The sequence below is a fragment of the Variovorax sp. N23 genome, from assembly GCF_025486315.1.
Taxonomy (GTDB): Bacteria; Pseudomonadota; Gammaproteobacteria; order Burkholderiales; family Burkholderiaceae_C; genus Variovorax.
The window spans coordinates 32,188-44,376 of sequence record NZ_JAOOPY010000013.1 but is presented as its reverse complement, the minus strand read 5'-3'; the positions used below and the strand labels follow the sequence as shown (position 1 = coordinate 44,376).

Annotated in this window: 11 protein-coding genes; 1 reads left to right on the top strand and 10 read right to left on the bottom strand. The window is 68.3% G+C overall.

Annotated features, from left to right (window positions below; all coding sequences use genetic code 11):
* Positions 1-133 precede the first annotated feature (133 nt).
* Entirely contained in the window at positions 134-883 is a 750-nt protein-coding gene (locus N8A90_RS18565; RefSeq protein ID WP_262076492.1) for an EAL domain-containing protein, read from the top strand.
* 4 nt (positions 884-887) lie between these two features.
* Here N8A90_RS18565 and N8A90_RS18560 read toward each other — a convergent pair whose 3' ends face one another.
* The 10 genes from N8A90_RS18560 to N8A90_RS18515 all read right to left on the bottom strand — a co-directional run bounded on the left by N8A90_RS18560 (position 888) and on the right by N8A90_RS18515 (position 12,096).
* Positions 888-1,610: an RNA polymerase sigma factor FliA gene (locus tag N8A90_RS18560; RefSeq protein ID WP_410087703.1), complete on the bottom strand. Its 723-nt coding sequence runs from the start codon at positions 1,608-1,610 to the stop codon at positions 888-890.
* A gap of 41 nt (positions 1,611-1,651) precedes the next feature.
* A complete protein-coding gene (locus N8A90_RS18555) occupies positions 1,652-2,536 on the bottom strand; it encodes a MinD/ParA family protein (protein WP_262076490.1) in 885 nt (294 codons plus the stop codon).
* Positions 2,537-2,564: 28 nt separating this feature from the next.
* Positions 2,565-5,066: a flagellar biosynthesis protein FlhF gene (gene flhF, locus N8A90_RS18550; RefSeq protein ID WP_262076489.1), complete on the bottom strand. Its 2,502-nt coding sequence runs from the start codon at positions 5,064-5,066 to the stop codon at positions 2,565-2,567.
* Between the two features lie 2 nt (positions 5,067-5,068).
* Complete coding sequence (gene flhA, locus N8A90_RS18545; RefSeq protein WP_262076488.1) at positions 5,069-7,168, bottom strand: flagellar biosynthesis protein FlhA; 2,100 nt, start codon at positions 7,166-7,168, stop codon at positions 5,069-5,071.
* Positions 7,165-8,307 carry a flagellar biosynthesis protein FlhB gene (gene flhB, locus N8A90_RS18540; RefSeq protein WP_262076487.1) on the bottom strand — a complete coding sequence of 381 codons (1,143 nt, stop codon included), beginning with the start codon at positions 8,305-8,307 and terminating at the stop codon, positions 7,165-7,167. The genes flhA and flhB overlap by 4 nt, the downstream gene beginning before the upstream one ends.
* Positions 8,308-8,461: 154 nt before the next feature.
* A complete protein-coding gene (gene cheZ, locus N8A90_RS18535) occupies positions 8,462-9,109 on the bottom strand; it encodes a protein phosphatase CheZ (protein ID WP_262076486.1) in 648 nt (215 codons plus the stop codon).
* Between the two features lie 2 nt (positions 9,110-9,111).
* A complete protein-coding gene (gene cheY / locus N8A90_RS18530) occupies positions 9,112-9,507 on the bottom strand; it encodes a chemotaxis response regulator CheY (RefSeq protein WP_262076485.1) in 396 nt (131 codons plus the stop codon).
* A 26-nt stretch (positions 9,508-9,533) separates the two neighbouring features.
* The gene (locus tag N8A90_RS18525) at positions 9,534-10,553 is read right to left on the bottom strand and encodes a chemotaxis response regulator protein-glutamate methylesterase (RefSeq protein WP_410087708.1); all 1,020 of its coding nucleotides are present in this window, start codon (positions 10,551-10,553) and stop codon (positions 9,534-9,536) included.
* Positions 10,554-10,609: 56 nt separating this feature from the next.
* Complete coding sequence (gene cheD, locus N8A90_RS18520) at positions 10,610-11,263, bottom strand: chemoreceptor glutamine deamidase CheD (RefSeq protein WP_262076483.1); 654 nt, start codon at positions 11,261-11,263, stop codon at positions 10,610-10,612.
* Positions 11,260-12,096, bottom strand: a complete 837-nt coding sequence (locus N8A90_RS18515; protein WP_262076482.1) for a CheR family methyltransferase — start codon at positions 12,094-12,096, stop codon at positions 11,260-11,262. Before N8A90_RS18515 ends, cheD begins: the two co-directional genes overlap by 4 nt.
* Positions 12,097-12,189 lie beyond the last annotated feature (93 nt).

The window sequence follows — 12,189 nt, the reverse complement described above, 5'->3', positions numbered from 1 at the left end:
GGGCACGGCACGCCCTTCAGTTTCTCCACCCGGCGCCGATAAGCCTGATGAGCCCGTCGGCAGTGGCCGCGCTCGAGCGCCGGCCATGGCATCGCGGGCGGCTTTTCAATGCAGCCATGCGGGTATCGATGCGATGGAAACAAACCCAATGTTCGGCACCGGCGGTGCGCCGGCCTTCAGCCCCTTCACGATGGCGTTCCAGCCGATCGTGGACGTGGTGCGTCACGAGGTCTTCGCCCACGAGGCGCTGGTGCGCTCACCGGGCAGCCCCTGCGTGGCCGCGCTCTTTCGCGGCCTGCATCCCGCGCGACGCTATGCCTTCGACCAGGCCTGCCGCGGCAAGGCGATCGCGCTCGCCGGCTCGCTCGGCATGGCGTCGCGTCTGAGCCTGAACATGCTGCCCAATGCGCTGGCCCGGCCGGAAGACTATGCCTCGCAGACCGTGCTGGCCGCCGAGCGCAGCAACTTCCCCATCGACCGCCTGATGTTCGAGGTGACCGAAGGCGAGCAGATCGCCAACGTGCCCCACCTCACCGACGTGCTGCGCGCCTACAAGCCCCGCGGCCTCACCTCGGCCATCGACGATTTCGGCGCGGGCTTCGCCGGCATCGAACTGCTCGCGATGTTCCAGCCGGACGTGGTGAAGATCGACATGCACCTGGTGCGCGACATCCACACCGACCGCGTGCGCCGCACCATCGTGCGCGGGCTGGTGGGCATCTGCAGCGAGCTGGGCATCCGCGTCGTGGCCGAAGGCGTGGAGACGCGCGACGAGCTGAAGGTGCTGCGCGGCTTCGGGGTCGAGCTGTTTCAGGGCTACCTGTTCGCGCGACCGCAGGTCGAGGCGCTGCCGGTCATCGACTGGCACGCGGCCCGAGCCTGAGGCATCAGTCGTCCTTCAGCTCGTCCTTGAGGCGCGCGCGCAGCCGGCTGATCGCCTGGCTGTGCAGCTGGCACACGCGCGACTGGCTCACTTCGAGAATGGCACCGATCTCGCGCAGGTTCAGCTCTTCCTCGTAGTACAGGTTCAGCAGCAGCTGGTCGCGCTCGGGCAGCGTGGAAATCGCATCGATCAGCTGATGGCGGAAGCCGCTTTCCAGCAGTTGCGCGAGCGGGTCGTTGCTGCCGCCACGATCATGGCTCGCCGCCTGCGCATGCATGTCGATGAACGGGTTCTCCGCCTCGCCCTTGGCGAAGTCTTCGACGTAGAGCAGCTGGCAGCCCTGCACGTCCTGCAGCAGCGACTGGTAGTCGCTCAGCTCCATCTTCATTTCCTTGGCGATCTCGCCTTCGGTCGGCGGACGCCCGAGGACATGCTCCAGCTTATGGATCGCCTTCTCGACGGCGCGTGCCGACTGGCGCAGCCCGCGCGAGCCCCAGTCGCTCGCGCGCAGCTCGTCGAGCATGGCGCCGCGGATGCGCTGGCTCACGAAGGTCTCGAACTGGGCGCCCTTGCCGTCTTCGTAGCGGCTCGACGCATCGAGCAGGCCGATCATGCCGGCCTGGATCAGGTCGTCGAGTTCGACGCTGGCCGGCAGCTTGGCCAGCATCTGCAGCGCGATGCGCCTGACCAGCGGCTGGTGCTGTGCCAGCAGGTGGGACTTTTCCATGGTTCCCTGTGCGGTGTACACGCGTGGCCTTTCGATGGGTTTCAGAAGCTGCAGCCCTGGAAGGCAGCAGCGGGATGGGAAGCGGCATGCGCCGCGTCGATGGCGCCGTCGACGATGCGGTGGCCCTGTTCGGCCGCGCGCGATCGCAGCACCTTGGAGCGCCATGGCGAGCGCCACAGCTCGTCGGCGATGCGCCGGAAATCGACGGCGGCGGGACTGGTCCCGAAGGCCTCGACCACGGTCTGGTACAGGCGCCGCGCGTCGGCCTGGTGCGGGTCGGCGCGCACCAGACCGCCGTCCTGCAGCGACACGGCCAGGTGCCGGCTGCCGGTGTTCACGAGGTTGGTGAGCATCTGCTGGGCCGCGTCGGCATCGCGCACGCCATTGAAGATCAGCCGCGCCTGCTTCAGCGCATGCGCGTAGTGCAGCCGCTTGATGCCGGCGTAGGCGGCGGTCACGGCGCTGGGCGTGGGCTGGAGCACCAGCACCAGCTCGTCGGCCATCTGCGCCAGGGGCAGCAGCCGGCCTTCGTCGTCGATCGCCGCGTCGATCAGGATCGCGCCGCTCGGGTAGAACTCGCGCGGGTCGGAGGTGGCCACGGCGGGGTCGGGCGGCGCCGGCAGTACATGCACGCCGGAGCCGGTGGCCACCGCCGCGCCGGCGCAGCGCAGGCGGTGCTGGGCCACGTCGGTCCAGGTGCCCAGCGCATCGATCGCCCACTGTGCGCAGACCGAGCCCGCGCGCGCCGCATGCTGGTCCAGCAGCAGCACGTTCTTGCCCTGGAGCACCAGCGCGGCGGCGATGTTCATCGTGGTCGTCGTGGCCCCGGCGCCCCGCGCCATGCCGGCCACGGCGATCACCCGCGTCGGCGCCGGCGCCAGCAGGCGCCTCAATCCGTCGGCCTGGTCTGCGACCTGCTTGCTCATGCCCGTGTCCTCGTCCCCGTCATCCCCGTCATCCCAGCTGTTCCAGTGGCTTCGACGTCTGCGTCGGCGCCGTGGACTCCGTTCCCAGCGCTTCGAGCAGCAGGAACAACTTGCCCATGCCCGCGTACAGCGCGTTGCCCGTCAGCGGCCGGCCGGCGCGCGCCGGCCGGCCGCTCAACTGGTTGAGCAGCAGGCGCGTGCGGTCGGCCCACTCGCCGTCGGCACGCAGCAGGCGCCACACGGTGGTCGTCATCTGGCCGGCGATCAGCACCCGCTTCATCATGTGCGGGTCACCCAGTTCGCCCAGGCCGCCGACGAGCTGAACGCCCTGGCGGATCAGGCGGAAGCACGGCTCGTTCTCGCTGGCCCAGGCCTGCCATTGCGCCAGCTGCGCGCCGCTCACGTCGCTGCCGAGGTTCGACAACGCATAGCTCTGCTGCAGCAGCTTGCCGCTGCGCGCGTCGACGATGCGCGTGACCACGCAGCGCAGCGTCGGCATGTCAGCGCGGGTCAGGCCCGATGCCGCGGCGGCGGCGTTGAAGCGCAGCAGCACCTCGCACTCGGCCTGGGATTGCAGCGCCGGACGACCGCCGAACTGCACCGTGCGGGGGTCGTCGAAACGATGCTCAAGCCGCGCGAGCGTGCGGCCGGCGCCGGTCGCGGTGTCGGTCACGGCGGTGGAGGCGACGGCGCGCGCCAGCCAGCGCTGGCCCTGCGCCTGCCACTGCAGCATCGTCTCGGCCGTGGGCAGCTTGGTGAGCACATGCACCAGCGACTTGCCGAAGTCCTGCTGGCGCAGCCACTGCACCTGGCGCAGGCCGGGGCGGCGCACCGCATCGGCACCGGCGGTCGACAGCCAGCCGTTCGGCGCGGCCAGCGGCTGGCCGGTGCGGTCGGACAGCAGCAAGCTGGTATGGCATTCGTAGGCGTCGTCGCCTTCGGAGCGCAGGCCGACCTGGCTGCTCAGCGCCAGCACATGGCCGCGGCAACCGGCAGCGACTTCGCTGCGGGCGTGCACCAGCAGGTCGTCCATCACGGTGCGCTGGGCCGCGCCTTCGTCGCCGGCCTGGCGCCACAGGCCACGGGCCCGCTCGAAGCCGATCTGCGCGCCGGCCAGCGCGCCGGCGGCGGTCGCGAGTTCCTGCGCGTCGTGCGCCATGGCGCGAATGAGGTTGTGGTACTGCGAGCGCAGGCGGTCGGCTTCGGCCTGGGCCTGCACGGTCTGCGCCGAGGGCGCACCGGACTCCTCGCTGCTCTCCACTTCCGGCGGCACGAACAGCGGGCTGTGGCGGCGCGGCTGGAACACGCTGTCGATCAGCTGGGCGCGGTCGGCCGGCATCAGGTTCTCCGGCACCTTCTGGCCGCAGGAGATGTAGTGCACCGGCAGGCGGTGGCGGATCACGGTGTCGATCAGCGCGCCCGGGTGGGTGGACTCGTCGACCTTGGTGAAGATGCAGCCGGCCAGCTCGTTGCCGCCGTTGCCGTTGCGGTAGGCATGCACCACTTCGTTGAGGGTGTCGCCATGGCTGGTGGCGTTGAGCAGCAGCAGGCGCTTGACCGGCCGGTGGCTGGTGCAGAGCATCGCGATCTGGTCGGACACGGCGCGGTCGCGCTGGCTCATGCCCACGGTGTCGATCAGCACCAGGTGCTTGTCGCGCAGGTCCTGCAGCACCAGGTGGAGGTCGGCGCTGTCCTTCACGGCGTACACCGGCACGTCGAGGAGCTGGCCGTAGATGCGCAGCTGCTCGTAGGCGCCGATCCGGTAACTGTCGGTGGTGACCAGCGCCACCTTGTCGGCGCCGAAGCGCATGACGCAGCGCGACGCGAGCTTGGCGGTGGTGGTGGTCTTGCCGACGCCCGTCGGCCCCATCAGCGCATACACGCCGCCCTGGCGGAACAGCGCGTCTTCGTCTTCATGCACCGGCACCGCACGGATCAGCTCGGCGCGGGCGTAGGCCATCCCTTCGGCATAGCTCTGGCCGGCCGGCATCTTCTCGAGCATCGCCCGCGACAGCCGCGCCGAGAAACCGGCGCCGAGCAGCGTGCGCAGCACGCGGCCGCGCACCGGGTCGCGGCGCTGCTTGTCGTTCCAGACCACGCTGGCGAGCTGCTCTTCGAGCATGCCGCGCATCGAATGCAGTTCGTTCAGCACGGAGTCGTCGGCAGGGGCTGCGGCGGGGGCGACGGCAACGGGTGCAACCGGGGCCACCGGCGCCGCCGCGGCGACGGGCGCCATCACGGCAACGGGTGTCACTGGCGCCGCCATCGCGCGCAGCGGCTGCGGTGCCGGTGTCGGGACGGCCATCGGCGCGGCATGGACCGGCACCGCCTGCGACGCGGGCAGCGAGACCTGCGCGACGGCGGCGTTCACGTCGCCTTCCGCCATCGCCACGATCTCCACGCCATCGGCGCAAGCGCGGTTGGTCAGCACGATGGCCTCGGTGCCGAGGGCCTCGCGAACGAGTCGCAGGGCCTCGCGGCTGGTCGCGGCGACAAATCTGCGGGCAGTGGTACGCACGTCGTGGGTCATGGTCAAACTCTTCCTCCAAGGGTGGCGGTGATCTTGATGTTGCGGGTGTCAGGGATCTCCGAATGGGAGAGCACCTTGAGTTGGGGCAGGCTGCGCCGCAGGAAGCGGGCGAGCAGCACGCGCAGGCCGTGCTGCGCCACGAGCACCGGGGCCAGCCCCATCTGCTCCTGGCGCGCGATGGCGGCCTGCGCCTGGCGCAGCAGGTTGTCGGCCAGGCCGGGCTCGATGCCGCTGTTGCTGCTCATGGCCTGCTGCAGCACGCCGTCGAGCGAGCCGTCCAGGCCGATGACCTGCACTTCCGAGTCGCCCGGGAAGAGCTGCTGCACGATCGCGCGGCCCAGGGCCAGGCGCACGAGCGAGGTGAGTTCGGTCGCGTCCTTGACGGTCGGCGCGTGCTCGGCCATGACGTCGAGGATGGTGCGCATGTCGCGGATCGAGACGTCCTCTTCCAGCAGGTTCTGCAGCACCTTGTGCAGCGTGCTGAGCGACAGCGCCTTGGGCACCAGGTCCTCGGTGAGCTTGGGTTCGGTCTTGCTGATCTGGTCGAGCAGCTGCTGCACTTCCTGGCGGCCGAGCAGGTCGGCCGCGTGGGTCTGGATCAGGTGGTTCAGGTGCGTGGCCATCACGGTGCACGCATCGACCACGGTGTAGCCCAGGATCTGCGCCTGCTGGCGCAGGCTGCCGTCGATCCACACCGCCGGCAGGCCGAAGGCCGGGTCCTGCGTCGGCGTGCCCGCCAGCGTGCCCGAGACCTGGCCCGGGTTGATCGCCATCCACTGGTTCGGGAAGGCTTCGCCGCGGCCGATCTCCACGCCCTTGAGGCTCACGATGTAGCTGTTGGGCTTGATCTCGAGGTTGTCCCGGATGTGCACCACCGGCACCAGGAAGCCGATGTCCTGTGCGATCTTCTTGCGAATGCTCTTGATGCGGCCGAGCAGCTCGCCCTTCTGCGACTGGTCGACCAGCGGGATCAGGCGGTAGCCCACTTCCATGCCCAGCGGATCGACCAGCGCGACGTCGTCCCAGGTGGCTTCGGCCGTGTCGGGGTTCTGGGTCTGCACCGCGGCCTGCTCGGCGGCCACCTGCTCGGGCGTGGGGATGGCCGCCTTGCGCTGAAGGCCCTTTCGCCCCATCCAGACCAGCCCCCCCGCGATCAGCAGGAAGGCGAGGTTCGGCATGCCCGGGATCATGCCCAGCAGGCCGACGATGCCGGCCGTGAGGAACATCACGTTCGGGTTCGAGAACAGCTGGCCGGTGAGCTGGCTGCCCACGTCCTGGTCGGTCGCGACGCGCGAGACGATCACGCCGGCCGCGGTCGAGATGATCAGCGCCGGGATCTGCGCCACCAGGCCGTCGCCGATGGCCAGCAGCGTGTAGGTGGTCGAGGCGGTCTTGAAATCCAGGCCGTGCTGCAGCATCCCGACGACCAGGCCGCCGATGATGTTGATGATCATGATCAGCAGGCCGGCGACCGCGTCGCCGCGCACGAACTTGCTGGCACCGTCCATGGAGCCGTAGAAGTCGGCTTCCTGCGCCACTTCGGCACGGCGCTTGCGCGCCACGTCTTCGCCGATCAGGCCGGCGTTGAGGTCCGCGTCGATCGCCATCTGCTTGCCGGGCATGGCGTCGAGCGCGAAGCGTGCGCCGACCTCGGCGATACGGCCGGCGCCCTTGGTGATCACCATGAAGTTGATCAGCACCAGGATGATGAAGACCATCACGCCGACAGCGAAGTTGCCGCCCACCAGGAAGTGGCCGAAGGCCTCGATCACCTTGCCCGCCGCGTCGGGTCCGGTGTGGCCTTCGAGCAGCACGACGCGCGTGGACGCCACGTTGAGCGACAGGCGCAGCAGGGTCGAGAACAGCAGCACGGCCGGGAAGGCGGCGAAGTCGAGCGCCTTCATGGTGTACATGCTCACGAGCAGCACCATGATCGAGACCGCGATGTTGAAGGTGAACAGCAGGTCCAGCAGGAAAGGCGGCAGCGGCAGCACCATCATGCTCAGGATGAGCATGACCAGGATGGGGCCCATCAGCCCCTTGAACTGCTTGATGTCGAGCATGCCCTTGGGCAGGCGCATCAGTCCGGCGAGTGAATTCATGCGGCGCTCACGTTGTATTGAAGCTCGGAGGGAACAGGCAGGTCGCTCGGCGTGCGCGGTGCATCACCGCCCTCGTCCTTCCAGCGCTTGAGCTGGTAGACCCAGGCCAACACCTCGGCGACCGCCGTGTACAGGCCCGCGGGAATCTCGTCGCCCAGGCGGGTGTGCTTGAAGAGCGCACGCGTCAGTGGCGGCGCCTCGAGCACGGCCACGTTGTGTTCCTTGGCCAGTTCTCGGATGCGCTGGGCCACCAGGTCGCTGCCCTTGGCGACGACGCGCGGTGCGCGCATGTCGCCATCGCGGTACTTCAGCGCCACCGCGAAGTGCGACGGGTTGGTCACCACGATGTCGGCCTTGGGCACCTCGGCCATCATCCGGCGCTTAGCGGTCTGCTGCTGCATGCGGCGGATGTTCGCCTTGACATGCGGGTCGCCTTCGCTCTCCTTGTGTTCCTGGCGCAGGTCCTCGCGCGACATGCGCAGCTTCTTGGCGTGACTCCAGAGCTGGTAGGGCACGTCGATCATCGCCACGATGACCAGCGTGGCGGCGATCACGGCGCAGTCGACCGCCACCATGCGGATGGCGTGCGGCAACGCACGATGCGCCGGCTCGCCCATCAGCGCGACCATGTCGCCGACGTGGCCCGAAATGACCCACCAGGCGACGACGCCGACCAGCAGCGACTTCGCCAGCGCCTTGGTCAGCTCGGCCAGCGACTGGGTCGAGAACATGCGGCCGATGCCGGCCAGGGGGTTGAGCTTGCTGAACTTGGGCGCGATGGCCTTGGTCGAGAAGAGCCAGCCGCCCAGGATGATCGGCCCGACCAGCGCGGCCAGCATCATCATGCCGAAGAACGGGGCGATGGCCAGGAGCGCCTCCAGCACCATCGACCCGGTCTGGGTCAGCATGTGGGACGCATCGAAGGCCGACTTGCGGTCGAACTGCAGGCCGTGCTGGAGCGCACCGCCGAAGGTCGTGCCCAGCGAGCCGGAGGTGAGCCAGAGCCCGGAGATGCCCGCCCCCAGGATCACCAGGGTCACGAGCTCGCGGGAGCGGGCGACATCGCCATCCTCACGCGCCTTTTCCAGGCGCCGCGGGGAGGCGGATTCTGTCTTTTCGAGATCGCTTTCCTCAGCCATTCTTGCTCCGAACCGGCATGCGCGAATCGCGCCTTGCACATGACTGAATTATTGAATTCAGTCGTCCGAAACAATCGGTCGATCAAGCCCCCGAACCCCCCGCTTCTCGCACAATGAGCCGCCCGAAAACCCGGGGCGGCCACCGCTCTCCCGCCTAGAAACCCAGGCTCGCCAGCAAGTCGTCGACCTGCGACTGGTCGCTCACCGCGTCCGGGTTGCCGGCCACGACCTGTGGGCCGTTCTGCAGGCTCGCCGCCGTCGGCTCGACCGGCCGGCGGTCCGCCGGCACGTTGTCGATCAGGACCTGGAGCAGCTGCGTCTCCACGTCGTTGACGACTTCCATCATCTTCTTGATCACCTGCCCGGTCAGATCCTGGAAGTCCTGCGCCATGAGGATTTCCATGAGCTGCGAGTTGATCGCGCTGGCCTTCTCGGGCACGGCGCCCAGGTAGCCGCGCGTGTCCTGCACGAGGCCGCGCGCCTGGTCGAGCTCGATCGGGTTGGCGAACCATTCGTCCCAGCGTGCGGTCAGGTCCTTGGCGCTGCGCGCCAGGTCTTCCTGCAGCGGCTGCGCCACGTCGACCGCGTTGAGCGCGCGGTGGGCGGCGCGCTCGGTCATGGCGGCGACGTAGCTCAGACGGTCCCGGGCATCGGGAATGGCCTGTGCCGCCTTCTCGACCTGCTTGTCCAGGCCCAGTTCTCGCAACCCATCGCGCAGTTGACGCGTGAGATGCCCGATGCGGCCGAGGAGTTCTTCGGCCGTGTTGTGGTGGTCTGCTGTTTCCAGCGCTTGGGTGGACATGATCAGGCCTCTTTGGCGAGCTTTTCGAAGATCTTGGTGAGCTTGTCCTCCAGCGTCGCCGCGGTGAAGGGCTTGACCACATAGCCGTTCGCGCCGGCCTGGGCCGCCGCGACGATGTTTTCCTTCTTGGCTTCGGCGGTCACCATCAGCACCGGCAGCTTGCACAGCGCGGGATCGGCGCGGATGGTCTGCAGCATCGTGAGACCGTCCATGTTGGGCATGTTCCAGTCGGACACGACGAAACCGAAGCCGCCGCCCTTGAGCTTCTCGAGGCCGGCGGCGCCGTCTTCGGCCTCGTCGACGTTGAGGAACTCCAGCTCTTTCAGCAGGTTGCGCACGATGCGCCGCATGGTCGGGAAGTCATCCACGACCAGGATCTTGATGCTCTTGTCAATCACGATATTTCACTCCACAAAGTCATTCATCAAACACGGTTGGTCCGCTCACCGAAGGTGCGCAGATGGGTCAGCACACGTCGGCACATTTCTCCCAGGGGCGCCACTTCGTCGGCGGCGCCGATGGCGATCGCCTCGCGCGGCATGCCGAACACCACACAGCTCGCCTCGTCCTGCGCCAGGGTGTGGGCGCCGGCCTTTCGCATGCGCAGCAGGCCCTCGGCGCCGTCCTTGCCCATGCCCGTCAGGATGATCCCGATCGCGTTCTTGCCGGCGTGCTTGGCGGCCGAGTCGAACAGCACGTCGATCGAGGGGCGGTGGCGGTTCACCGGCGGCTCCTGGTCCAGGTGCGCCACATAGTTGGCGCCGCTGCGGCCGAGCGACAGGTGGAAGCCGCCGGGCGCGATGTAGGCGTAGCCGGGCAGCACGCGCTCGCCGTGCTCGGCCTCCTTCACGTGGATGCGGCTGAGCGAATCGAGCCGCTGCGCGAAGGACTTGGTGAAGCCGCCGGGCATGTGCTGCGCGATGAGCACGGCCGGCGAGTCGGGCGGCAGCGGCTGCAGCACCTCGCGGATGGCTTCGGTGCCGCCGGTGGAGGCGCCGATGATGATCAGCTTCTCGGTACTCAGCAGCGGGCTGCGCAGCAGCGATTCCTGTGGCGCGTCGGCCGGCTTCGCCGAAGGCTGGCGCGCGGCGATGATGCGCGCGCTGGCGGCCGTGCGGATCTTGCCGGCGATCAGTTCGGTGTAGTTGAGCAGGCCGTCGCGCACGCCCAGGCGGGGCTTCGTGACGAAGTCGATGGCGCCCAGTTCGAGCGCGCGCAGCGCGATCTCCGAACCGCGCTCGGTCAGCGACGACACCATCACGACCGGCATCGGCCGCAGGCGCATCAGCTTCTCGAGGAATTCGAGCCCGTCCATGCGCGGCATTTCGACGTCGAGCGTGAGCACGTCGGGGTGGGTGACCTTGATGAGGTCGCGCGCCACCAGCGGATCGGCCGCGGTGCCGACCACCGTCATGTCGGGCTGGCTGTTGATGATTTCGGTCATCACGCTGCGTATCAGTGCCGAGTCGTCGACACACAGGACCTTGATCTTGTTCGTGCTCACAGTCTTCCTTTGTTCCTGGCCCCGGACAGCGTGGCCGTGGCTGTGGGTTTGTCAGTGCCCAGTACGCGCGGCGCCACGATCTGTCGCAGCAGCTCGCCTTCCTCGCGCTGGACCAGTTGCACGTCCGTCTGCGCGCGCAGCTTGCGCACGCTGGCCTTGCCCGTCGCCGGCACGAAGCAGACGCGGCGCGCGTGCGGGCCCCGCAGGTCCTGCGCCGCGACCGTGATGTGCTGCTCGGCGAGGTAGCGCAGGACGAAGTCGGCATTGCGGTCGCCGATGTTCAGCGTCGTCATGTTCGCCAGCACGGCGCCGCCACCGAAGACCTTGGCCTGCAGCCGTTCGCGCCGCGCGCCGGCGCGCAGCATCTCGGCGATCAGCACGTCCATCGCATAGGTGCCGTAGCGCATCGATTCGCGGGCATTGCGTGCGGTGCGGTCGCTGTCCTCGGGCAGCATGAAGTGGTTCATGCCGGCGATGCCGCTGTCGACGTCGTGCAGGCAGGCGGCCACGCACGAGCCGAGCACCGTGCTCAGCACGGTGTTGGTGGTCGTGACGTAGTACTCCGCCGGCAGCAACTTGACCGCCATCTGATTCAGATCGCGGTCGAAGTAGTGGTGGCTGGCCAGCGCACTCGACGCCGAAGGGCTCATGCCGGCACCGCGCTCTTCGTGCGCACCACCGAATACACCGTGTGGCCCAGCGACTTGAAGCTCTGGTTCACCAGCGACGCGTTCTCGGAATGCCCGGCGAACAGCAGCCCGCCCTGCTTGAGCAGCGGCAGGAAGCGCTCGAGGATCTTGTTCTGCGTCGGCTTGTCGAAATAGATCATCACGTTGCGGCAGAAGATCGCGTCGACTGGTTCCTTCACCGCCCACGACGTGTCGAGCAGATTCAGGCGCGAGAACTTCACCAGCTGCGCCACTTCGGGCCGGATGCGCACACGCCCGGCGTTCGCGCCGGTGCCCTTGTTGAAGAAGCGGCGCAGCCGCTCGGTCGACAGGCGCTCGACCTGTTCGAGCGTGAACACGCCGGCCGCCGCCTTCTGCAGCACGGCCGTGTCGATGTCGGTGGCGATGATGCGCGCCGAGGCGGCCTTCTGCTCGCCCAGGGCCTCGATCAGCGTGATCGCGAGCGAGTACGGTTCTTCGCCGGTGGAGGCGGCCGCGCACCAGATCGTCACCGGCTCGCGCGCCTTCTTCACATGCTCCGCGAGCACCGGGAAATGGTGGGCTTCGCGGAAGAAGGAGGTGAGGTTGGTGGTGAGCGAATTGATGAAGGCCTGCCACTCGCCCTCGTCGTTGCCGGCCTCCAGCATGGCCAGGTAGGTCGCGAATTCAGGGATACCGAGCTCGCGCAGACGTCGCGACAGGCGGCTGTAGACCATCTGGCGCTTCTGGTCGCCCAGGGCGATGCCCGCACGGCGATGAATCAGCGTGCGGACCTTGGCGAAATCGCTGTCGGTGAAGGTGAATTCGGTGCTCAAGGGTGCCTCGGGTGGTGAGATTCAATGTACCTGGCGTTCAATGGATGCGAGCGTCCGATCAGAGAGGCCAAAGCCGCGCTTTTCATGCAACGC